Origin of the sequence: Solirubrobacter phytolaccae (assembly GCF_027587195.1) — a bacterium.
Taxonomy (GTDB): Bacteria; Actinomycetota; Thermoleophilia; order Solirubrobacterales; family Solirubrobacteraceae; genus Solirubrobacter; species Solirubrobacter phytolaccae.
The window spans coordinates 12,900-36,319 of record NZ_JAPDDP010000013.1; the positions used below are offsets into that span (position 1 = coordinate 12,900).

Below are 23,420 nucleotides of genomic sequence, written 5' to 3' on the forward strand. Positions count from 1 at the left end.
GGGCGTCGCTGCGCTGTGCGCACCCTCCGGGGCGAGCGCGCAGATCGATGGCAACCCACTGAACGTCATGGCGGACGGCTTGGGGGCGATCCAGGTCCGCCAGGACGGCGTTGCCGCGGGGCTCTTCTACAACCCGGACGAGAACCCGGCGCACGCGGGGCTGGAGATCAAGGAGGGCGCGAGCTACTACCCGCTCGAGGTCGGCTTCGACACGACGCCGGGCCGCACCGCCGTCGTCGCGCCGACGCTCTCCGACCAGGGCGCGACCAAGTCGATCGCCAGCGCCTACACGGTCGGCCCGAACCTGCGCGTGACCGAGGTCATCACCTACACCGACGGCGTTCCGCAGGTGAACGTCCGCTACGGGATCGAGAACGTGTCCGCCGCGCCGACCTCGCTGCGCGCCGGCGCGCTCGCCGACCTCTACGTCGGCAGCAACGACAGCGGCAACGGCGCGATCGCCTCGACCGCCCCGCGCTTCGTCGGCGGCCGCGACGAGACGAGCGGCCTGGTCTACGGCCTGCAGGAGGTCACGCCCTGGCGCGCCTTCCAGGAGGGTGACTTCGAGGCCGTCTTCGCCAACTTCGGCGCCAACGGGCTCCTGAACACGGTGGACTCCGCGGCGCCCGACAACGGCGTCGGCGTCGAGTTCGCGGTCGACAACCTGCAGCCCGGCGAGCGGCGCGACCTCGACGTGCGCTGGCTGCTCGCCGCGCCCGCTCCGCCCGGCACGGTCACGCCGACCGCGCTGGACGGCAACGGCAACCCGGGCGCCGTCGCGCCGGTCATCGAGCAGCTCCCGCCGCCCGTCACCGGCAAGACCGTCAACGTCAGCGTCCGCAAGGGCCGCATCTTCATCAAGATCCCGCCCTCGAAGAAGTTCGTCGAGCTCAAGGGCGCGATGCAGATCCCGGTCGGCGCGACGATCGACGCCACGAAGGGCCGCGTGAACCTCGTCTCCACGACCGGCAAGGGCACCGAGACCCAGCTCGCCTGGTTCTACGACGGCATCTTCAAGATCGGCCAGACGACCGGCGCCAAGCCGATCACCGACCTCGCGCTCGCCGAGACGCTGGCCAAGTGCCCGAAGGCGAAGGCCAAGAAGGCGACCGCGTCGGCCAAGAAGAAGAAGACCCGCAAGCTCTGGGGCGAGGGCAAAGGGGCGTTCCGCACCTCGGGCAACTACAGCTCGGCGACCGTGCGCGGCACGAAATGGCTCGTGACCGATCGCTGCGACGGCACGCTCACGCAGGTCAAGCAGGGCTCGGTGCTGGTGCGCGACTTCAAGCGCAAGAAGAACGTCCTCGTCCGGGCCGGGAAGAAGTACCTGGCGAAGCGCTAGTGACCTGGGTCTCCGTCCTCGCGGCCTTCCTCGTCGCCCACATGGTGGGTGACTACCTCCTCCAGACGGACTGGCAGGCGACGCACAAACGCGGCGGCCTGGGCCCCGATCCGGTCGCCCGGCGCGCGCTGCTCACCCACGTCAGCACCTACACGCTGGCCTTCCTGCCGGCGCTGATCTGGATCGGCTCCGAGCTCGAGCCCGTGTGGGCGATCGTCGCCGGCATCCTGATCTTCCTCCCGCACCTGCTGATCGACGACGGGCGGGTCGTCCGCCTGTACCTCGTGCGCGTCAAACGCGCCGACGTCATGAACTTCGGGGTCGCGCAGTCCGTCGACCAGTCGTTCCACGTGCTCTCGCTGTTCCTCGTCGCGCTGCTGGTGGGCTCGGCATGACCACGCGCAGCCCGCGGCGGCGGCTCCTGCTGCTCTTGGCGGCGGCGCTGCTCGCCGTGGTGGTGGGTGCCTTCTTCCAGCTCACGGGCGCGCTGGGCGGAGTCGAGCGCGCCGGCTACGACGCCCGCTTCGACGTACGGGGCGACCGGGACGCACCCGACGACGTGGTGGTCATCGGCATCGACGAGCGCACCGTCCAGGGCGACGACTGGCCGATCGGCCGCGACCGGTACGCGAAGGCCATCGAGGAGCTGTCGCGGGCCGGCGCCGGCGTGATCGTGATGGACGTGCAGATCACGGAGGCGAGTGACGACCCCGAGGCGGACAGCGCGCTCATCTCGGCGGTCAAGGCCGCCGGGCGGCCCGTGGTGATGGCCACGACCGAGACCGACGGGAACGGCAAGACGGCGATCTTCGGCGGCGGCAAGGAGCTCATCGACTCCCGGGCGATCCCGGCGAGCTCGCTGATGCAGCCGGACGACGACGGCGTGTTCCGGAAGATCACCGCCGAGGTCGGCAAGCTGCAGACGGTGATGGTCGCGGCGGCGAGCCGCAAGCTCGGCCGTCCGATCGTGGTGCCGGGCGGCGAGGACGGCGCGCTGGTCGACTTCTCCGGGCCGCAGGACACCTTCGACCACGTCAGCCTGGCCGCGGTCGAGGCCGGCGCGTTCGACCCGGCCGCCGTGCGCGGGAAGGTCGCCGTGATCGGTGTGACCGACACGTTCGCCAACACACTCGGCGATGTGCACGCGACCCCCGTCGACGAGGCGCTGCCTGGGGCGGAGATCCAGGCCGCCACGATCACGACGGCGCTCACGGGCTTCCCGCTGCGCGACGCGCCCGTCTGGACCGTCTGGCTCGCGATCGTCCTGCTGGCGGTGGCCGCGCCGCTGACGGCCGCGCGCTGGGGGCCGTTCTTCGGCGTGGTGGCGGGGCTGCTCGCGCTCGCGCTGTACGCCGTCGTGGCGCAGATCGCGTTCAACCGCGGCGACGTGCTCCTGCTGGTCCCTCCGGGCGCCGCCGGCATCACCGCGATGGCCGCGACCGCCGCCCTCGTGCAGGGCACTCGCCCAGTGTGGGTCGACCGGTTCCTGGACCGCGTCAGCCCGTCACGGGGCGGGAACCGTCGCACCCATCGTCTCCGCGCGCTGCTGCTGTTGAGCGCCGCGTTCCTGACCGTGACGATTCCGCTGCTGATGGAAGCGACCGGCGTGCTCAAGCGGCTCGAGCTGAGCACCGTGGACACGCGTTTCAGCGTGCGCGGCACCACCGGCCCGCCGCCCGACGTCGTGCTGGTCGGCTTCGACGACGTGACGTTCAACGATCTGCAGGAGCAGTGGCCGCTCGATCGCAAGCATCACGCCGAGGCGATCACCCAGCTCAAGCAGGCGGGCGCCAAGGTGATCGCCTACGACGTCCAGTTCACGGAGCCGAGCGACAACGAGGAGTCCGACGACAAGCTCTACCTCGCCGTGCAGGAGGCGGGCAACGTCGTCCTGTCGACCACGGAGGTCGGTGTCGGCGGGACCACGTCGATCTTCGGTGGTGGGGAGGCGTTGAAAGAGAGCCGCGCCACGCCCGGGAGTACGAACTACGCGGCCGACGCCGACGGGCGCCTGCGGCGGATGGCGTACACGCTCGACGGGCTCGAGACCTTCCCGCTCGCCGCGGTCCGGCGCGCCACGGGCCGCGCGCCGGTCCTGCCGCCCGGTGACAGCGCGTGGGTCAACTTCCCCGGCGGCACCGACACGGTGCGCCAGCTGAGCTTCAGCGACGTCCTGGCAGGCCGTTTCCCGGCCTCGGCGGTGCGTGGGAAGATCGTCGTCGTCGGCTCGACCGCGACGTCGCTGCAGGACTTCCACCGCACGGCCACCTCGGGCGACGCCCTTATGCCGGGCGCCGAGCTCCAGGCCGACTCGATCCAGACCGTGCTCGACGGCTTCCCGCTGCGGCCGGCGCCGACGTGGCTCAACGTGCTGTTCGTGATCGTGCTCGGCGCGCTCGCCCCGCTCGCGGCGCTCCGGCTGCGCGTCTCACTTGCGGTCGGGGCCGGGCTGCTCGCGCTCGCGGCCTTCGTCGTCGCCGCCCAGGTGGCGTTCGAGAACGGCACGATCTACACCGTCGTGTACCCGATCCTCGCCGCCGGCGCCGGGCTGCTGGCGACGGGCGCGATCCACGGCGTGACCGTGGCCTTCGAGCGCGAGCAGGCGCGCGACGCGTTCGCACGGTTCGTCCCGGAAGCGGTGGTGGACCAGGTGCTCGCCGACGCCGACGGCGTGCGCCTCGGTGGCGTGCGCGGCGAGGCCACGGTCATGTTCAGCGACCTGCGCGGCTTCACGAGCTTCAGCGAGACGCTCGAGCCGGAGCGCGTCATCGAGTCGCTCAACAAGTACCTGACCGAGATGAGCGAGGCGATCCTCGACCACGGCGGCACGCTCGTGGCCTACATGGGCGACGGGATCATGGCCGTGTTCGGCGCGCCGCTCAAGCAGGAGGACCACGCCGACCGGGCGCTGGAGGCGGCGCGGGACATGCTCGGCCGGATGGACGGCTTCAACGGCTGGCTGCGCGAGCAGGGGCTGCACGACGGCTTCAAGATGGGCATCGGCCTGAACTCCGGCGCGGTGATGTCGGGCAACGTGGGCTCCGAGCGCCGACTGGAGTACACGGCGCTCGGCGACACGACGAACACCGCGGCGCGGCTGGAGGGCATGACCAAGGGCACGCCGCACCAGCTCTACATCTCCGACACCACCAAGCAGGCGCTGACGCGGCCGGTCGACGACATCGTCGAGGTGGGGGAGGCCGAGGTCCGGGGGCGCAAGGCGAAGGTCAAGCTGTGGTCGCTGCGCGACGGAGACGCTCCTGCACCTCTCACGGAACCCTCACAACGCGTAGAGGCCTAAACGCTTGGCTGATTGACGGGCCGTACGCGGTCTGGGACATTCGCTGGAGGGTCGCTTCACGGGTCAAGGTCTGGTTACTCGCGGAGCGAAATTCGGAGGGTAAAGGAGACCATGCGAGTTCACGCTCGCGTGGCGGCCGTTGTCGCAGCCGCCATCGCCATCGCGGCCCCGGGCATCGCCCAGGCGGCCGAGCTACCACGTGGACCGGTGACCGCGCAGACGGTCGCCGCCGCGCAAGCCGAAGCCACCGCCGCCGCCACCGCGGCCACGGAGGCCGCGCGCGTCGCGGCCGAAGCCGGGGTCGCGCTCGACGCCGCCAAGGCCGCCGCCACCACCGCGGCCGCCACCGCCGCGCAGACGCCGACCCCCGAGAACATCGCGGCCGCCGCCGCCGCGTCCGCCGCGCAGGCGACGGCGCAGCAGAACTTCGACGCCAAGACCGCGGCGTCCACGAAGGCCGCCGCCGACTCGACCGCCGCCGCCGCGAACGCGTCGCGCGAGACCGCGTCGCTGGCCAAGGTCGACAAGGGCACCTCCACCGAGGGCACGCCGCTCGCCGACGACACCGTGCTGCCGCCCGTCGAGAAGAGCGACAACGTCGCCTTCGTCGGCCACGCCCGCGGCCCGGTCGCCGTCAATGGCAGCTGCCCGGCGTACAACCCGACCAAGTGCCCGGCGTTCTCGGCGCTGAACTTCCTGCACTACGAGAACCTCGGCTACGACATCCTCGTCGCCAACGGCACGCCCGGCCTGGGCGTGTGGTCGCTCAAGGACCCCGAGCACCCGCAGTACATCGCCTCGATCTCCGCGGCCCAGATCGGCGCGAAGACGGGCGAGACGCTCACCCAGTTCTGGGAGGGCGAGAACATGACGGTCGACAGCCGGCGCAAGATCGCCTACCTGTCGAAGGACTCGGGCAAGAAGGGCATCGCGATCGTCGACCTCAAGGACCCGTGGCATCCGGTCCTGGTCGGCTTCCAGCCCACGCAGCTCGGCCACACCGCCACGTGCCTGAACGATTGCCGCTTCATCTGGCAGGTCGGCTCCGGCGTGTCGCAGCGGCGCTCCGCGGTCGCGGTCACCGACATCCGCGACATCGAGCACCCGTTCACCTACTCCAACGTGTTCGAGGCGGCCGTCCGCCGCACGAGCTCGACCTCCGGCTCGACCCACTCGGTCGACGTCGACTTCGACGGCGTGGCCTGGGTCTCCGGCTCCGGCGGCGCGCGCGGCTGGTGGACCGAGGGCCTGCACAAGGACACGGCCACGGGCGCGATGCGCTACGCGACCCCGTACGACCCGCTGCCGTACGGCGGTGGCTCGGTGGCCGGCAACACCGGCCTGTTCATGCACAACGCGTACCACGTGCCGCAGGCGCTCGGCGACCAGGCCGCGGGCGACGTGATGCTGATCACGAACGAGAACAACACGACGAACTGCGCCACCGCCGGCAAGTTCATCATCGCCTCGCTCAAGGGCACGCGCGACGTCGAGGACAACCTGCCGGCCGGGGCGACCACCACCCCGGCGCTGATGCCGCTGCTCGCGTCCTACACGACGCTGGGCAAGCCGGGCGAGTTCATCGACTCGCGCCGCGCGATCGGCGACTGCTCCGCCCACTGGTTCACGGTCAAGGGCAACATCGTCGCGCTCGGCAACTACGAGCAGGGCACGCGCTTCATCGACATCAGCGACCCGCGCAAGCCCGAGCAGGTCGGCTACTTCCGCGTCCCGGCGCGCGCCGCCAGCGGCTCGGACCCTGCCGTCATCTCGTCCAACACCGCGTCGGCGATCTGGCACGGCAAGTACGTCTACGTGTCCGACTACGCGCGTGGCATCGACGTCGTCAAGTTCAGCGCGCCGAAGGGCACGACGCAGCCCAAGACGTGCTGGAACTCGTGCGCCGACAACCAGACGATGGGCGACTGGGCGGACACGACCGGCAGCGCGGGCGGCTCGGTGTCGGCCACGCTGGCGCTCACGCTCGGCACGCCCGCCTCGTTCGGCGCGTTCGTCCCGGGTGTCGCTCGGGAGTACACGGCCACGACGAAGGCGACGGTCATCTCGACCGCCGGCGACGCGACGCTGACCGCGGCCGACACGAGCAGCACCGCCAACGGCCACCTGGTCAACGGGGCGTTCACGCTCCCGCAGCCGCTGCAGGGCCTCGGGGTCGTCAAGACCTACAGTGGCCCGGTGAGCAACGACGAGGCCACCGTGACGTTCAAGCAGGCGATCGGCGCGGGCGACGCGCTGCGGACCGGTTCCTACTCGAAGACGCTGACGTTCACGCTGTCGACGACGAATCCGTAGGAGCCGTGTGAGGAAGTCGATGTACCGCCTCGGGGGCGCCGGCCTGGCCGGCGCCCTCGCGGCGCTTGTAGTGGGGTGCGGCGGTGGCGGCTCGTCACCCGCCGCGCCTGCGCGCACGGTCCCGCCGGGCGGCGGGTTCAAGCCGGGCAACGTGACGTTCGGCGTGCTCGCGCCGCTCGAGACCGCGCGCGGCCAGGAGGTGCGGCAGGGCGCTGAGCTCGCGGCCGCGGACCTCGACGTGCGCGGCGGCGTGCTCGGCCAGCGCGTGAAGATCGTGGCGGAGGACGACGGCTGCACGGCCGGCGGGGGCGAGGCCGCGGCGCTCAAGCTCCGCGCGGTCGCCGCGGGTGTCGTGGGTGGTGTGTGCGAGGACGCGGCGAAGGCCGCGGCGCGCGCGATGGACGGCGTGCCGCTGCTGATCACGTCGGCGAACGCGCCGGGCGTCGTGTCCGCGAAGCGCACGCCGACCGCGTACCTGACGAACGGCACGCCGTACCAGTCGGCGCTGGCGGCGGTGCACTGGCTCGCCTACTCGCGGGCGCAGAAGCTCGCGGTGCTGACCGACGACGACCGCGCCTCGGCGGCGCTGGGCAAGGAGGTCCTCGGCCTCTCCGCGCCCGTGCCCAAGCCGGTGTCTGAGCAGGTCGTCGAGGACGTCGACGTGTCCGTGAAGGCAACGCTCGCGGCCAAGCCCGACACCGTGTACTGGGCCGGCGCGCCCGCACGCGGGGGCGAGCTGCTGGCGGCGCTTCGGGACGCCGGCTTCGACGGCACGTTCGTGGCAAGCGCGGCGTCGGAGAGCCCGGAGTTCATCGCCGCGGCGGGCGCGGCGGCGGACGGCGCGTACGTGATCGCGCCCGCGAGCCCGCAGAACCTGCCCGAGGCCGCGGACTTCACGGCGCGCTTCAAGGCGAAGTTCGGGCGCGAGCCCGGGTCCGACGCGCTGCAGGCCTACGAGGGCGTGCGGGCGCTGGCGCAGGCCGTGACCCAGAGCGGGAAGGTCGAGCCGGAGCGCAACGCGACCGAGCTGACGCAGCTGGACCCGAGCTTCGAGACGCTCCTCGGCGGCGAGCTGGCGTTCGCCTCCGACCACACGGTCAAGTACGACAACAACCTCGTCCTGCGGGTGGACGGCACCGCGTTCGTGGTCGAGAACACGCTGCGGTCGGACGGATGAAGCGGCTTCTCGTCCTGTGCGTCCTGGCGTTGGTGGGGTGCGGCGCCGACGGGCCGTCGAGCTACACCGCCAAGGACGTCAAGGCCGCCTACTACAAGGCGAGCGACGCGGGCGACGCCGCCTCCGTCCTGGAGAACTACTGGGTCGACGACGAGTACCACTCGCACGCGAACTACGTCCCGCGCGAGGCGCTCGAGGTCTGCCCGCTGATGCAGCGCGCGAACGCGCCCGTGCGCGTGGAGAACATCATCAAGCCCAAGGCGGCCGAGCCCGTCAGCGAGTTCGTCGTCGGGCCGGTGGACGAGACCGACATCCGCACGCCATCGGTCACGCAGGGCGCGCTGCTGTTCGGCACGAGCGCGATCGCCACCGACGGCATGAAGGCCGTCGGCGCGGCCATGAGCAAGTGCCCGCCGAGCTACGAGGTGCGCGGCGGGCCGTCGCCGATCCTCGGCACCTACGCCGTGAGTGCCCGGCCGCTCGAGACGGACGACGGCTGGACGGGCGTGCTCCAGCAGATCGCGCACACCAACCCGAACGACGACGTCTATTACGAGGACGCCGCGCACATCGTCGTCCAACGCGCGAACGTGATCCTCTACCTGGACGTGACCCACCGCAAGATCATCGGCGAGCGCTCCGACGCGCCCGCGCACGCCGAGGCCGTGCTGCGGACGGTGCTCAAGCGGCTCGCATGACGCGCGCCGACCCGGCACGCGCGCGCCTCGCCCCGACGCGGCTGGTGGCCGCCGCCCTCGCGGCGCTGCTCGCGTTGCTCGCGCTGGCGCCGGCCGCGGGCGCGCACGCCACGATCGTCCGCACGACCCCGTCCGACCGCGCCGTCGTCGGCTCCGCCCCGCGCACGGTGCAGATCCGCTGGAGCGAGGCGGTCGACCTCGGCCCGGACTCCGTGCGCCTGCTCGACGCGACCGGCGAGGAGCTCGACACGCCCAAGGCCACCCACGCGGGCGGCGACGCCGCGACCGCCGTGCTCCGCCTGCCCGCGGGCCTGAAGGACGGCACCTACGTGGTCACCTGGCGCGTGACCTCGGCCGACTCGCACCCGGTCGCCGGCGCGTTCTCGTTCTCGATCGGCGAGCCGAGCGCGGTGGTCGTCTCGACCGAGCCGGGCGCGACGAGCCCGGCGGTGAAGGTCGCCGACGGCATCGCACGCGGCGTCGCCTTCCTCGGCTTCGCCCTCGCGATCGGCGGCGCGGCCGTGCTTCTGCTCCTCGGGGGCGAGCGCCGCGGCGTGCGCTGGGTGTGGCGCGGGGCGGCGCTGCTGGCGGGAGCGACGGTCGTCCTGCTGCTCCTGCAGGGCCCGTACGCGACGGGCGGCTCGCTGCTCGACCCGTCGCTGCTGTGGTTCTCGCTCAAGACGCGCTTCGGCGAGGCGCTGGTCGCGCGCCTGCTGTTGACGGCGGGGTTCGTGGTCCTGGTCACGCGTCCTCAGGTGACCGCCGCTTCGGTGTGCGCGGTCGGGCTCACGCTCACGTGGACGCTCGCCGACCACTCGCGGACCGGCGTGCAGCCCTGGCTCGGCGTGCCCGCGGCCAGCCTGCACCTGCTGGCGATGGGGCTGTGGCTCGGCGGGCTCGTCGCGCTGCTCGCCCGCGACACGCCGCGGCCGGTCCTCGCGCGCTTCTCGCCGCTCGCGCTCGGCTGCTTCGCCGTGCTCGGCGTCACGGGCGTCTATCTCGCGTGGCGTCAGTCCGGGACGCCAGCCGCGCTGCCCGCGACGGGGTTCGGGCGGCTGCTCCTCGTCAAGACCGGGCTCGTGCTCGTGATCGTCGCCTTCGCCGCGCTCACGCGGCGCGCGCTCGCCCGCGCCGGTGACCTGCGGCGCACCGTCCTTGCCGAGGCGGCGCTCGGGCTCGTCGTGCTCGGCGTCACCTCCGCGCTCGTCAACGCGGCGCCCGCGCGCGTGGCCTACGTCGACCCCGTCGACGTCACCGTCCCCGGCCTCGACGGCGGCAAGGTGCAGGTGCGCGTCACACCCGCCAAGCAGGGCCAGAACGTCGCCGACCTCTACCTGGTCTCGCCGACCGGCCGCCTCACCATCCCGCCGGAGGTCACCGCTCGGCTGCGCGGCCCGGACGGGGACAGCCTGCCGGTCGAGCTCGGGTCGGCCGAGCCCGGGCACTACGTCGCCACGGCCTTGACCATCCCCGAGCCCGGCGACTGGACGCTGCGGATCAACGTCCGCACGTCCGAGATCGACGAGCGGACGATCGACGTCCCGGTGCGGATCCGATGAGGCTGCTCGCGGCCATCCTGCTGAGCCTCGTGCTCGCCGCGCCGGCCTCCGCGCACGTCGAGGTGCGACCCACGGTCGCGCGGCCCGGGGACACCGTCGAGCTGACGTTCAAGGTGCCCAACGAGCGCGCGGACGCGGCGACCACCGGCCTGGAGCTGTTCCTGCCGCCGGGCGTCCCGGCGAAGGTCGCGCCCCACCCCGGCTGGACGAGCACGGACCGCGGCGGCGGCGACATCGCCTTCGCGCCGGACACGCCCGCGCAGGCGATCGGCCCCGGCCGCGCCCAGGAGTTCAAGGTCACACTCGGCCCGCTCCCCAAGGCCGATCGGATCGTCTTCAAGGCGCTGCAGACCTACGCCGACGGCGAGGTCGTCCGCTGGATCCAGGCCACGGGCCCCGACGACGAGCGCCCGGCCGCGATCCTCGACCTGTCCGGCAACGGCGCCCCCGAAGGCGACGAGAACGGAGCCTGGCCGCTCTACCTCGGCGGCGTGCTGGGGTTGCTGATCGTGATCGTCGGAGTCGCGGTAACGCGGAGGCGTCGTAGCGTCATGTAACCCCCGAGATGCGAAGTGATGCCGCGCTGATCGCCGCCGCACGCACCGACTCCGGTGCGTTCCGCGAGCTCTATGACCGTTACGCCGAGCGGGTGCTGAGCTACCACCGGCGCCGCTCGGGCGACGAGGACGCCGCCCACGAGTTGACCGCCGAGACGTTCGCGCAGGCCTGGCTCGTCCGCGCGCGCTTCCGCGACGAGTGCGGCGGGACCGCCGGCCCGTGGCTGTTCGGGATCGCCCGCAACGTGCTGCTGCACTCCGTCCGCCGGCAGGCGCTCGAGCACAGCGCTCGCGAACGGCTCGGGATGCGGGTCGAGACCTCCGCGGCCGCGCCCGAGGAGGCGTGGCTCGACGGGCTCGACGAGGCGCTCGACGCGCTCCCCGACAACCAGCGCGAGGCGATCCGCCTGCGCATCGAGGACGACCTCGACTACGAGCAGGTCGCCGCGAACCTCGGCACGACGCCCGCCGCCGCGCGCGTGCGCGTGCACCGCGGCCTGGCCGCCCTGCGTACCCGACTCGCAGCTTCCAAGGAGACACGATGACCGACCGCCTCAGCGCCATCGGCGACGACCTCGAGCGGGCCACGGGCCGTGACCTGCGCACCCACCAGCGCCGCCGGCGGCGCACGATCACGGGCGCGGTCGCGATCGCCCTGCTCGTCCCCGGCGCGGCCGTCGCCGGCAGCCTGCTGACCACGGAGGAGGTCGCGCGGTCGATGCCCGCCGGCACGAAGTTCCTCGCCGGCACGACGCCGGAGTGCACCACGGTTACGGACGGCGTCGAGTACCACTGCACGATCAAGGGCGACTTCAAGGCCGAGGTCGAGGACCTCAAGGGCACGGTGGAGCCGACCGTCGACGCGACCAAGCACGTCAACGGCGGCTGTCGCTCGCTGCGCTCCGACGGGCGCGAATGGCGCTGCTACATCGGCGAGGCAGCGGTCGAGCAGCAGATCATCGGCCCGGACTTCCTCGGCGCCTACGCGCCGTCGCCCGGAGTGGGTTGAGGTTTCAGGCCGCGCGTTAGGGATACCTAATACGCGGTCTGCCGTTCCTCCTGACCACACGTCCCGCCCGCGTCGCCGGGCTGCTCGGTGCGCTCGTCGTGCTCGCGTTCAGCGTGCTGGCGTCGCTTGCCATCGGCTCGAAGTCCGTGCCCTTCGCGGAGGTGATCCGGGCGTTCACGGCCTACGACGGCAGCGACGCGCACGCGATCGTCCGCGACCTGCGGGTCCCGCGCACCGAGGTCGGGCTGCTCGTCGGCGCGGCGCTCGGCGCGGCCGGCGCGCTGATGCAGGGCGCGACCCGCAACGCGCTCGCCGAGCCCGGCATCCTCGGGATCAACGCGGGCGCGTCGTTCGCGGTCGTGCTCGCGATCTCGGTCCTGAACGTCGGCTCCACGCCGGCGTACACCGGCTTCGCGTTGGCCGGCGCGGCCATCGTCGCCATCGCCGTGTTCGCGCTCGGCGCGACGACCCGCAAGGGCCCAGCAGGTGTGACGCTCGCGCTGGCGGGAAGCGTGATGGCCGCGCTGCTGATTGCGCTCACAAGTGCGGTGCTCGTCTTCGACGCGCGCACGCTCGACGAGTTCCGCTTCTGGATCGTCGGCTCGATCGGCGGCCGTGACGGCAGCGTCGCGCTGACCGTGCTGCCGGTGATCGCGGCCGGCCTCGTGATCGCGTTCGCCGCCGGGCACTCGCTGAACACGCTCGCGCTCGGGGACGAGGTGGCGCGCTCGCTCGGCCAGCACGTCGGGCGCACGCGGGCGGCGGTGAGCCTGGGGTTCGTGCTGCTCGCGGGCGGCGCGGTGGCGGCCGCGGGACCGGTCGCGTTCGTCGGGCTCGCCGTGCCGCACGTCGCTCGCATCCTCGCCGGCCCCGACTACCGCTGGATCGTGCCCTACAGCGTCCTGCTCGGCGCGGTGCTGCTGCTGGCCGCGGACGTGGTCGGCCGCGTGCTCGTGCGCCCGGCGGAGATGGGCGTCGGGATCGTCACGGTGCTCGTGGGCGCGCCGTTCTTCGTCTGGCTCGTGCGTCGTCCGAAGCTGGTCGCGCTGTGAGCCAGCGCATCACGGTCCGCGCCGGCGGCGTGTCGCTGCGCTTCCACGCCCGCTCGGCGGCGGTCACCACCGCGCTCTTCGTCGCCATGCTCGCCGGGCTGGTCGCGAGCGTCGCGGTCGGCGAGTTCGCGATCCCGCCCGCCGACGTCGTCAACACGCTCGTCGGCGCGGGCGACCAGGCCACGAACTTCGTCGTCCTCGATCTGCGCCTGCCGCGCGCGCTCACCGGCCTGCTCGTCGGCGCGGCGCTCGGCGTGGCGGGCGCGATCTTCCAGGACGTCACGCGCAACCCGCTGGCCTCGCCGGACGTCGTCGGGATCGCGAGCGGCGGGTCCCTGGCGGCGGTCGCGCTGATCGTCTTCACGGAGGTCGAGGCCGTGCCGCTCGCCGCGCTCGCCGGGTCGCTCACGGCCGGCGCGCTGCTCTACGTGCTCGCGTGGCGGGGCGGCGTCCAGGGCTTCCGGCTCGTGCTCGTCGGCATCGGCGTCGCCGCGTTCGCCAACGCGGGCATCTCCTACGTGCTCACGCGCGGCCGGATCTTCGAGGTCGAGACGGCGTACGTGTGGCTCGTCGGGTCGCTCAACGGGCGCAGCTGGGACCAGGTGTGGCCGCTCGCGGTCGGCGTCGGCGTGCTGGTGCCAGTGATCCTCGCGCTCTCGCGCCGGGTCGCCGTGCTCGGCCTGGGCGACGACGTCGCGCGCAGCCTCGGCGTGGGGGTGGAGCGCTCGCGCCTGCTCCTGCTCGGCGCCGCGGTCCTGCTCACGGGCCTCGCGGTCTCCGCCGCCGGCATGGTCAGCTTCGTCGCGTTCGTCGCGCCGCACATCGCGCGCCGGCTCACGCGCAGCACCTCCATGCTGGCCGCGGCGGGCTGCGGCGCCGTGCTCGTCCTCAGCGCCGACCTGATCGGCCGCACGCTCTCCCCGCCGACGGAGATCCCGGTCGGGATCCTCACGTCGATCATCGCCGCCCCGTACTTCCTGCTGCTCCTCCGGAGGGCCCGCGCATGAGCTCACTCGAGGCCCGCGACCTGCGCGTCGGCTACGGCGGCCCGGACGTCGTCGCCGGGCTGGACCTCGTGATCCGCCCCGAGCAGATCACGGCGATCGTCGGCGCCAACGGCTGCGGCAAGTCGACGCTGCTGCGCGCGCTCGCGCGGCTGATCACGCCGACCGGCGGGTCCGTCCTGCTCGACGGGCAGGAGATCCGCACGCTGTCGTCCAAGGCCGTCGCGAAGCGGCTCGGCCTGCTCCCGCAGTCGCCGACGGCGCCCGAGAACCTGACGGTGGAGGACCTGGTCGCGCGCGGCCGCTATCCGCACCAGGGCCTGTTCCGCCAGTGGTCGCCGACGGACGAGCAGGCCGTCGAGGAGGCGCTCGCCGCGACCGCGACGACCGACCTGCGGGCCCGCCCGCTCGACGAGCTCTCCGGCGGCCAGCGCCAGCGTGCCTGGATCGCGATGGCGCTCGCCCAGCAGACCGAGCTGCTGCTGCTCGACGAGCCGACCACCTACCTCGACCTCGCCCACCAGATCGACGTGCTCGACCTGCTCGACGGCCTCGTCGCCGAGCGCGGTCGCACCGTCGTGATGGTCCTGCACGACATCAACCAGGCCTGCCGCTACGCGGACCAGCTCGTCGCCGTGCGCGACGGCCGCGTGCACGCCGCGGGCGCGCCGGGCGAGATCGTCGACGACCGCTTCATCGGAGACGTCTTCGGGCTCGAGGCCCGCGTCGTCGAGGACCCCGTGACCGGCACCCCGTTGTGCCTTCCGATCGCCCAGCGAAGGAGTACGAGATGCGCATCCTGATACCCGTCCTACTGGCGAGCCTTGTGCTCGTTGGCTGCGGCAGCGACGAAGCGACCTCCGGGTCCGCGTCCGCGCCGAGGAGCACCGTCACCCACAAGTTCGGCAAGACCGAGGTCCCCGCGGACCCGAAGCGGGTCGTGACCGTCGGCTACACGGACCAGGACGCGATCCTCGCGCTCGGCGTCACGCCGGTCGCGGTCGGCGAGTTCGGCGGCGGCTACGAGTGGCGCACGCGCCCGTGGGCCCAGGCCGCGCTCAAGGGGGCGGAGCCGGAGGTCGTCACCGACCAGCAGATCAACTTCGAGGCGGTCGCCGCCCAGCGCCCGGACCTGATCATCGGCATCAACGCCGGCCTCAAGCAGGCCGACTACGACAAGCTCAGCCGGATCGCGCCGACCGTCGCCCAGTCCGGCGACTACATCAACTTCGGCATGCCGTGGGACGAGCAGACGCTGCTCGTCGGCCAGGCGCTCGGACGCGAGGAGAAAGCCAAGGAGGTCGTCGCCGACGTGCAGGCCCAGCTCGACGCGTTCAAGGCCAAGCACGCGGACTTCGCCGGCAAGACGGCGATCATGGCCTACGGCGGGCCGGACGGCTACGGCGCCTACGCCACCGGCGACACGCGCTCGCGCTTCCTCTCCGACATCGGCTTCACCACCCCCAAGGAGGTCGACAAGCTCGCCGGCGACCAGTTCTACGCCCAGTTCAGCCAGGAGCAGTTCCGGCTCATGGACCAGGACGTGGTCGTCATGTACGGCGCCCAGAAGGACATCCTCGCCAACCCGGTCTTCAAGCGCCTGGACGCCGTCAAGGAGGACCGCGTGATCTACCTCGACCTCAAGGACCAGATGGCGGGCGCGCTGGGCTTCGCGAGCGCGCTGAGCCTGCCGTGGATGCTCGCGAACACCGAGGCGCAGTTCACGGCCGCGGCGGACGGCAAGACCGAGACCAAGGTCACCCAGCCCGAGTGACGTGCCGCACATCCACGTATCTGCGGGCCCCCGCCGGTGGTCAGAAGCTCTGTATGCCCAGGCCATCCCATTCCACGCACACATCACGGACCGCGCTGCTTATTAGCCCGTGATCTAGACGGCGGAGGTTCGCGCTCACCAGCCCACTTCCGAGGTCCGTGATCGCGCCCCCAACTCAGCGCCCGCGCCCGCCGCGTCTCGTCGGCCGGCGCGGGCGCTCGATGTTCAACGCCTTCAACGCCCCCATGTGGATGACCCAGCGTCGCGTCGGGATCGGGATCGCGTGGCGGTTGCGGTACTTGAACGTGTAGTGCGGCGCCCCGGAGTGCTGCTCCTCGATCATCCCGAGCCCGCCGCACTCGAAGAGCGTGCGCACGAGCGCCGGCAGGTCGATCGGCGGGAAGCCCAGCAGCTCCAGCTGCGCGTGGAGCTCGTCGAGGCTGAAGCGGTCGCGTTCGAGGCTGGTGAGCAGCGCCACGACGCTGTCGATCTGGGTCGGCTCGGCGTACCCGTGCAGCTCGTCGCGCAGCTCCGGCAGGAAGTAGCGCGTCGAGTAGGTGCGCAGGCCGCTGCGGATCTCGCGCTCCGTGACGGGTCCGTCGTGCTCGACGAACCCCTGGATGGCGCGCATTAGCTGCAGCACGTCGCGCGGCGTGTGGCGCGTGTGGTCGAGCAGGTAGCGGACCGCCGGGCGGCCGTCGACCATGCGAGGGAGGAGCTCCTGGAAGACGTCGACCTCGCGGCCGAGCGACACGCTCGCACGCAGGTTCACGAGCGTGTGCAGCCGGCTGCCGGCGGGGTCGCGCGGGTCGTGGTACCAGTCGAGCTCGACCGAGCTGTCCTGGCGGATCTTGTTCTTGTTCGCGCCCGGCAGCCGGTCGAAGATGTCCGTCCGGCAGAGCACGACGAACTTCGCCGGGCAGCCCGCCACGCGCAGCTCGCCGTTGAGGCGTGAGACCTCGGTGATCAGTGCCGCGATCGCCTGGAACTGCAGCTCGCGCGTGGTCAGCACGTCGTCGAGCCCGTCCACGAACACGACGTGCGTGCTGTCGGTCCGGAAGCTCTTCACCGCGGCGCGCAGGACGGCGACCATCTGCGAGAGCTGGAGGTCCTGGCCCTCGTACACGCGCTCCTCGTTGACCTCGAGGAACTTCGGGATGCCGGCTTTGAAGCCGCGCTTGGAGGAGCGGCTGACGAGCTGGTTGAGCTGCGGCACCGGCATCAGGTCCAGCTCGCGCAGCCCCGTGACGGCCTTCGTGTACGGCCGTTGCGCCTCCAGACGGGCGCTCTCGTCCGCCTCGAAGGACTGGATCAACAGCAGCAGCAGGCTCCACGCCCACGCGGCCGGGTAGCGCGACTGGAAGTCGCCGGAGACGCCCGCGAACGTCTTGAAGTCCGTGTAGGAGAACTCCTCGAGCGTCGCCGCCGTGACGAACAGCTGCGGGTCGCGTTCGGCGAGCAGCTTGGCGCGCTCGACGATCGCCGTCTTCCCGCAGCCTTTGTAGCCCAGGAACAGGAACGGCGACCCGCGCAGCGCGCTGTCCATCACCCGCGCGTCGTCGAGGAAGCCGTCGATCAGCAGGTCCGGCTCTTCCGAGCCTTCCTTGTGGGCGTCGGCATAGCCGAACTGGATGGAGGCGAAGCTCGCCGCCATGTCCGCGAGCCTACCGGGGTTAAACGTCTGTTCAAAGGACGCGGGAGCCGGACGAATACCCAGGGAGCCGTTGCTTTTCTGACTCTGGAGTTCCCTCTTGCGCCCCACCCGCCTCGTGCTTGCAGCGTCGACGCTGCTCGCGTTCGCGTTACCAGCCGCCGCCGCGAAGGCCGCGGCGCCGCTCTGCTCGCCCGTCAACTGCGCGACCGCCACCGATTCGTCGCGGACGGTCGTCCTGAAGCCGAAGACCAAGGCGAAGAAGACGACGTCGCTGCGCGTCTCGGTCAAGTTCGCGCCCAAGGGCAGCAAGCCGAAGGTCACGGTCACCGGGCCCGGCGGCTTCAAGCGCAAGCTGTCGGCCACCAAGACCTACCGCAACGTCAAGCCGGGCCGCTACGTGATCACGGCCGAGCCGATCAAGGGCGCGGACCTGACGACGTTCGCGACCTACCGCAAGACCGTCGCGAAGGTGCGCAAGCACGCGGTCGCGTGGGTCGGTGTGCGCTACCGCCAGCAGGTGGACTCGGGCACGCTCGTCGCGCAGCCTTCGGCGGTCACCGCCGTCAGCGGTGATCCCAACGGGACGCGCACGGTCACCGTGCGGGATCCGCAGGGCCTGATCAAGGTCGGCTCCGTGCTGACCGCGGGCGTCGGCCCGCAGACCCCGGGCGGCATGCTCGTCGAGGTCAAGTCGGTCACGCGCCAGGGCGACCTCGCGATCACGCAGGCCGACCCCGCGCCGCTGACCGCGATCGGCCCGCAGGCCGAGATCATCTCCCAGCCGCAGCTGAAGATGACCGCGGAGGACTTCAGCCGCGTCGCGAACGCGGACCCGAGCAACGACCCGGGCGCGTTCAAGCAGGGCTCGGCCCTGAAGAAGCTGCCGGACGGGCTGCGCTCCTTCAACGCCAAGAAGGAGGGCGCGGACAAGCCGTTCAAGTGCTCCAGCAAGGCGGGCGCCAAGCTCACCGGCGACGTCTCCTTCGACGCCGGCACGTCGGTCGGCGTGGCCTGGGGCGGCTGGCTGCACCCGGGCACGATCACCGCGCACGTGGGCGTCAAGCTCAACCAGGCCGCCAGCCTCAAGGTCGAGGTCTACGGCGAGGCCAAGTGCGAGCTCGAGCTCGAGCTGCTCCCGGAGGACTACCGCTTCACGCCGTGGTCGTTCACCGTCGGCCCGGTGCCGGTCGTGATCGTCCCCAAGCTCAACTTCCTCGTCAACGGCGAGGCGTCGATCGCCGCCAGCACGTCGATCGAGGTCGACCAGTCGCTGAGCACGTCGTTCGGCCTGGCCTACGACGGTGACAACTTCGGCCCGTACGGCGAGGCCAAGGCCGAGTTCAAGACCAAGTACTACGAGCCCGCCGGCTCGATGAACCTGAAGGCGTCGGTCGGCCCGCGGCTCGCGTTCGACTTCTATGACGTCGCCGGCCCGTACCTGACCGCCGGCATCTTCATGCAGCTCAAGGCCGACACGGACAAGAGCCCGTGGTGGCGCCTCTCCAGCGGCCTGCAGGCCGGCGGCGGGCTCCGCTTCAAGGTCTGGAAGTTCGGCTTCGACTACAACAAGCCCGACATCTGGTCCAAGGACTGGACGGTCGCGCAGTCCAAGACGCAGGCCCCGATCGCGCTCGACGGCGCGGCGTTCCCGGCTGGCGACAACGGCACGGCCTACAAGGCGCAGGTCAAGCTCACGCGCGGCAAGGGCACGGGCTACTACGTGACCGACGGCGCGCTCCCCGCGGGCCTGGTGCTCAACCGCACGACGGGTGCGATCACCGGCACGCCGACCGCGTACGGCACGGACAAGTTCCAGATCAGCGTCGTCGACGGCGAGGGCAAGGTCGCGCGCAAGGACTACGCGATCACGATCCGCACGCCGGCGATCGCGCTGACCACGACCGCGCTCGAGAACGCGCAGTCGGGCTCGACCTACCGCGTCGCCTTCGCGGCGACCGGCTCGATCGCGCCGTACACGTGGAAGCTCACGGGCGCGCTCCCCGAGGGCCTGACGTTCGACGCCGGCCAGCTGCTCGGCACCCCGACCAAGACCGGGGCGTTCCCGATCACCGTCTCGGTGACCGGCGCCGACGGGAAGGTCGCCCGCCGCGACTTCAAGCTGACGGTGCTCGCGCCGCCGCTCGTGATCGACACCGCCGCCACGCTCACCGACGGCATGGAGGGCGTGCTCTACGACCAGACGCTCGCCGCCACCGGTGGCGAGGGCACGTACACGTGGTCGGTCGCGACCGGCACGCTCCCCGTGGGCGTCACGCTCGACGCCGCCACCGGCAAGCTCACGGGCCGCCCGACGGCCCAGGGCGACGCCGCGTTCACGGTCAAGGTCGCCGACACCACCGGCCACAGCGCCACCAAGGCCGTCACGCTGAAGGTCCACCCGCCCGGGATGGTCGTCAGCACGCCCACGTTCCCGACCGTGCTGCAGGGCGATCCGTTCAGCTCGACGCTGAACGTGATCGGCGGCGCCGGCCCGTACGCGTGGGCCGTGACCACCGGCGCGCTGCCGACCGGCCTCACGCTCGATCCCGCCACCGGCGCGATCACGGGCAACGCCAACGCCGGCGGCGACACGACCTTCACGGTCACCGTCACCGACTCGACCAACGCGCAGACGACGAAGGAGCTGACGATCACCGTCACGCCGGAGCCGTCGGGCACGCCGGTGAACCTGCAGGCGATCGACTGCTGGTCGACGACGGGCTGCATGGCCGTCGGCTTCCAGAACACGTGGCTGTACAACGGCACGACGTGGACCAAGTCCGCTGACGTGCAGTTCTACAACCCGACGAGCCTGAGCTGCTTCAGCGCGACCCGCTGCGTCATGACCACGGGCGGCGACGCCTTCACGTGGAACGGCACGGCCTGGACCGACGTCGACCGCCCGGCCGTCTCGCACGGCGGCACGCGCACGGCCGTCCAGGGCTCCAGCTGCTATTCGGCCACGGTCTGCGAGGTGTACGGCGACGAGGAGATCGGCGGCGACGACACCGGCTATTCGTGGCAGCTGACCAACGGCAGCTGGGGCCGCTCCATCCGCATGCCGGAGGACAGCTACTACGACATCGACTGCCTGAGCGCCTCGTTCTGCACCGCGGTGCAGGCGTTCGACGGCCTGTCGGTGTTCAACGGCTCCACCTGGTCGGCGCTGCAGAACACGGGCCTCTACAACACCCGCGTCAGCTGCAACTCGACCACGTCCTGCCTGATCGTCGGCGGCCAGAACGACAGCACGGTCAAGTGGACGGGCTCGCTCGCCGCGCCGGTCAGCTCCGGCGCCGGCAGCGTGAGCTACGCGGCCGACTGCGTCGTCGGCGGCACGACCTGCGCCGCGGCCTGGCGCAGCGGTGTCATCGGCGCCTGGAACGGCACCAGCTGGGTCAAGTCCGCGCCGGTGTCCGGCCTGGTCATCAACGACATCGCCTGCCCGGCGAACAACCAGTGCATCGCGGTCGGCAACAGCGCCCGCTACTACGTCTGGGACGGCACGTCCTGGGCGCGCAAGGTGGGCTTCGCCTACAACTGACCCTCACCGACGGGGCGGGTTCGCGCGGATCACCGGCGCGAACCCGCCCTGCTCGGCGTCGTGCAGCTGAGCGACGCGGGCAGCGGCGCGCCGGGCGTCGTCCTCCCGGCCCGTCGCCGTGAAGGCCTCGGCCGCGCGCGCGGCGCACTCGGCGGCGTAGCGGGCCGCGCCGATCGCGACCAGCTCGTCGGCGCAGGCGGACAACGCGGGGCCGTCGGCGGCCTCGGCGTGGGCGAGATAGGCGGCGGCGAAGCGGCCGTCGCACTCGGCGCACACCGCTCGCAACGGCTCGACGACCCGCGCGGCGGGCGCACCGGCGCGCAGCGCCTCGTAGTACAGCTGCGCGGCGTACACGGGCAGCGAGGTGCGCTCGGCCTCGGCCAGCAGCCGCGCCTGGGCTGCCGCCGCGTCACCGGCGGCCAGCTCGGCCCACGCCTCGCCGCGCACGGTGTACACGAGGTCGGTGTCCAGCGGCTCGAGCTTCATCGTCGCCCGGCAGGCGCTCAGCGACGACTCCACCCGCTCATCGTCGCCGGTGAAGAAGCCGACGCCGACGCGCAGCGCGTGCGCGGAGGCCAGCGAGCCGAACGGGTCCTGGCGCTCGAGGTGCACGACCGCCTCGGCCAGCCAGCGGTCGGCTTCGTGGTAGCGGCCGGCGAGCAGCGCGATCGCGCCGAGCGCGACCGCGGCGATCCCCGCGCCGGCGTGCTCGTCCGCCCGGATGCTCGCGGCGAGCGCCTGCGCCATGAAGTTGGCGGTCGTGTCCAGGCCCCAGCCGGACTCGAGCCCGATCACGCAGGACATGATCATCGCCGCCTCGTCGATCTCGTCGCGCAGCGGGAGCGCCGGTCGCAGCGCGCCGATCCGCTCGTGCGCCTCCTGCACGCGACCGCCGTAGAAGCAGTTGGTCGCGTGCACCAGCTCCATCCGGCGGCGCGCCGCACCCTCCAGGCTCGGGTCCGCGAGCGCCTGTGACGAGGACTCGATCGCGGCGCGGTAACCGGTCGTCGCCGCCACCAGCCGGACGCGCAGCGGGGCGATCTGGCTGCGCCAGGCCGGGTCGTCGGGCCACCACTCGCGGGCGCGCAGGAGCAGCTCGGCCCCGGCTTCGGCCTGGCGCAGGCCCCACAGCAGCCCGACCGCGCGCTGCTGGAGGTAACGGAGGGCCAGCAGCTGCGAGGTGATCGTCCCCTCGAGCGCGGCGAGCACCACCTCGGCCTCCTCGTGGCGCTGACGGACCGAGTGGGCGCGCGCGAGCAGCAGCGTGGCCTCGACGCCGTCGACGTCCTGCACCAGCCGGGCACAGAGGTCGGGGTCGCCGGCCTCGAGCGCGGCCTGCGCGGCCTCGAGCGCCAGCGCCGGGGCGACCGGCTGGTCGGCGTCGAGCAGCCAGCGCGCGACGAGCAGGGCGTCGGCGGACGATCGGTCGGGCCGGGCGCGGACGGTGGCGGCGAGCCGCACGCGGGCGTCCATCGCGCGCACGCTGGAGAGCGACGCGCGCACGACGTCGCCGTACAGCGGGTGCTCGAGGCGCACGTCGGCGTCGGCGATCCGGACGAACCCGCGCGCGGCCACGCGGTCGGCCGCGGAGGCGCCCGCGAGCGTGACGATCTCGGTCCGCCGCAGCGGCTCGCCGAGCGCCAGCAGCTCGATCACGTGCCGCTCGGCGGGCTCGAGCTCGGCGAGGCGGTCACCGATCAGGTCCGACAGCGAGGCGCTCGGCGGCGGTTGGCGCGTGAGCCGCCAGAGGCCGCCGGCGTCCTCGAACGCGCCGCCGGCGATCGCGCCGGTGACGAGCTCGCGGAGATAGAGCACGTTCCCGCGCGTGCGCTCGTACGCCCACCGCTGCACGCGCTGCTCGACCGGACCGTCCAGGAGCGCCTCGACCAGCGCGGCGGCGTCGCGCTCGCTCAGCTCACGCAGCTCCAGCGGCTCGGCGCCCGCGTCGTCCATCAGGGCGCGCACGGCGTCCGGGCACGGCTCCCCGACGCGCACGGTGGCGACCAGGAAGACGAGCCCGCTCGAGACGAGATGCAGGACGAGCGTGGCCGAGGTGGGGTCGAGCCGCTGCGCGTCGTCGACGCCGAGCACGATCGGCCGTCCGTCGGCGCGCTCGCGCAGCGCCTCGGCGCAGAGGCGCATCAGCTCGACCGGGTCCTCGGACCTGGCGTCCGCCGGCAGCAGGCCGGCGCAGGCGGCGAGCGGGACCGTGGCGGCACTGCGCGTGGCCTGGACCCACGGCGCCAGCGCGCCCGTGTCCGCGGCGGCGGCGACGGCCTCGCGCGCGAGCCGCGACTTGCCGACCCCGGCCGGGCCGACGATGACCACGCCGGGTGCGCGGCGTGCATGCAGCGCGGCGATCCGCTCGAGCTCGGCGTCACGGCCGACGAGCGGCCGGTTGACGTCGTTGGCCACGGCGGCGCAGCCTATCCGTGC

The 23,420-nt window shown here is 72.4% G+C and carries 17 protein-coding genes; 15 read left to right on the forward strand and 2 right to left on the reverse strand.

What is annotated here, in order from left to right; all coding sequences use genetic code 11:
- Nucleotides 1-67: 67 nt before the first annotated feature.
- The 14 genes from OJ997_RS09150 to OJ997_RS09215 all read left to right on the forward strand — a co-directional run bounded on the left by OJ997_RS09150 (nucleotide 68) and on the right by OJ997_RS09215 (nucleotide 15,786).
- Nucleotides 68-1,342, forward strand: coding sequence for a hypothetical protein (locus tag OJ997_RS09150; RefSeq protein WP_270024771.1), 1,275 nt, complete (start codon nucleotides 68-70; stop codon nucleotides 1,340-1,342).
- Entirely contained in the window at nucleotides 1,342-1,737 is a 396-nt protein-coding gene (locus OJ997_RS09155) for a DUF3307 domain-containing protein (RefSeq protein ID WP_270024773.1), read from the forward strand. The genes OJ997_RS09150 and OJ997_RS09155 overlap by 1 nt, the downstream gene beginning before the upstream one ends.
- On the forward strand, nucleotides 1,734-4,643 hold the full coding sequence (locus OJ997_RS09160) for a CHASE2 domain-containing protein (RefSeq protein WP_270024774.1): 2,910 nt from the start codon (nucleotides 1,734-1,736) through the stop codon (nucleotides 4,641-4,643). Before OJ997_RS09155 ends, OJ997_RS09160 begins: the two co-directional genes overlap by 4 nt.
- A 111-nt stretch (nucleotides 4,644-4,754) precedes the next feature.
- Nucleotides 4,755-6,956, forward strand: a complete 2,202-nt coding sequence (locus tag OJ997_RS09165; RefSeq protein ID WP_270024775.1) for an LVIVD repeat-containing protein — start codon at nucleotides 4,755-4,757, stop codon at nucleotides 6,954-6,956.
- A gap of 19 nt (nucleotides 6,957-6,975) precedes the next feature.
- Nucleotides 6,976-8,133: an ABC transporter substrate-binding protein gene (locus OJ997_RS09170; RefSeq protein ID WP_270024777.1), complete on the forward strand. Its 1,158-nt coding sequence runs from the start codon at nucleotides 6,976-6,978 to the stop codon at nucleotides 8,131-8,133.
- Nucleotides 8,130-8,831, forward strand: a complete 702-nt coding sequence (locus tag OJ997_RS09175; RefSeq protein ID WP_270024778.1) for a hypothetical protein — start codon at nucleotides 8,130-8,132, stop codon at nucleotides 8,829-8,831. Before OJ997_RS09170 ends, OJ997_RS09175 begins: the two co-directional genes overlap by 4 nt.
- Nucleotides 8,828-10,390 carry a copper resistance CopC/CopD family protein gene (locus OJ997_RS09180; protein ID WP_270024779.1) on the forward strand — a complete coding sequence of 521 codons (1,563 nt, stop codon included), beginning with the start codon at nucleotides 8,828-8,830 and terminating at the stop codon, nucleotides 10,388-10,390. The genes OJ997_RS09175 and OJ997_RS09180 overlap by 4 nt, the downstream gene beginning before the upstream one ends.
- Nucleotides 10,387-10,947: a DUF1775 domain-containing protein gene (locus OJ997_RS09185; protein ID WP_270024780.1), complete on the forward strand. Its 561-nt coding sequence runs from the start codon at nucleotides 10,387-10,389 to the stop codon at nucleotides 10,945-10,947. Before OJ997_RS09180 ends, OJ997_RS09185 begins: the two co-directional genes overlap by 4 nt.
- Before the next feature lie 8 nt (nucleotides 10,948-10,955).
- Nucleotides 10,956-11,492: an RNA polymerase sigma factor gene (locus OJ997_RS09190; RefSeq protein WP_270024781.1), complete on the forward strand. Its 537-nt coding sequence runs from the start codon at nucleotides 10,956-10,958 to the stop codon at nucleotides 11,490-11,492.
- Nucleotides 11,489-11,956 carry a hypothetical protein gene (locus OJ997_RS09195; RefSeq protein WP_270024782.1) on the forward strand — a complete coding sequence of 156 codons (468 nt, stop codon included), beginning with the start codon at nucleotides 11,489-11,491 and terminating at the stop codon, nucleotides 11,954-11,956. The genes OJ997_RS09190 and OJ997_RS09195 overlap by 4 nt, the downstream gene beginning before the upstream one ends.
- A 98-nt stretch (nucleotides 11,957-12,054) precedes the next feature.
- On the forward strand, nucleotides 12,055-13,008 hold the full coding sequence (locus OJ997_RS09200) for a FecCD family ABC transporter permease (protein ID WP_270024783.1): 954 nt from the start codon (nucleotides 12,055-12,057) through the stop codon (nucleotides 13,006-13,008).
- Nucleotides 13,005-14,015: a FecCD family ABC transporter permease gene (locus tag OJ997_RS09205; RefSeq protein WP_270024784.1), complete on the forward strand. Its 1,011-nt coding sequence runs from the start codon at nucleotides 13,005-13,007 to the stop codon at nucleotides 14,013-14,015. The genes OJ997_RS09200 and OJ997_RS09205 overlap by 4 nt, the downstream gene beginning before the upstream one ends.
- Nucleotides 14,012-14,815, forward strand: a complete 804-nt coding sequence (locus tag OJ997_RS09210) for an ABC transporter ATP-binding protein (protein ID WP_270024785.1) — start codon at nucleotides 14,012-14,014, stop codon at nucleotides 14,813-14,815. The genes OJ997_RS09205 and OJ997_RS09210 overlap by 4 nt, the downstream gene beginning before the upstream one ends.
- Nucleotides 14,803-15,786, forward strand: coding sequence for an iron-siderophore ABC transporter substrate-binding protein (locus OJ997_RS09215; RefSeq protein WP_270024786.1), 984 nt, complete (start codon nucleotides 14,803-14,805; stop codon nucleotides 15,784-15,786). Before OJ997_RS09210 ends, OJ997_RS09215 begins: the two co-directional genes overlap by 13 nt.
- Nucleotides 15,787-15,961: 175 nt before the next feature.
- Here OJ997_RS09215 and OJ997_RS09220 read toward each other — a convergent pair whose 3' ends face one another.
- The gene (locus OJ997_RS09220; protein WP_270024787.1) at nucleotides 15,962-17,440 is read right to left on the reverse strand and encodes a P-loop ATPase, Sll1717 family; all 1,479 of its coding nucleotides are present in this window, start codon (nucleotides 17,438-17,440) and stop codon (nucleotides 15,962-15,964) included.
- A 97-nt stretch (nucleotides 17,441-17,537) separates the two neighbouring features.
- Between OJ997_RS09220 and OJ997_RS09225 the strand changes: the two genes are divergently transcribed.
- Nucleotides 17,538-20,984, forward strand: coding sequence for an Ig domain-containing protein (locus OJ997_RS09225; RefSeq protein ID WP_270024788.1), 3,447 nt, complete (start codon nucleotides 17,538-17,540; stop codon nucleotides 20,982-20,984).
- 3 nt (nucleotides 20,985-20,987) lie between these two features.
- On the opposite strand, the gene OJ997_RS09230 is transcribed toward OJ997_RS09225, so the two are convergent.
- A complete protein-coding gene (locus tag OJ997_RS09230) occupies nucleotides 20,988-23,399 on the reverse strand; it encodes an AAA family ATPase (RefSeq protein ID WP_270024789.1) in 2,412 nt (803 codons plus the stop codon).
- Between the last annotated feature and the right edge of the window lie 21 nt (nucleotides 23,400-23,420).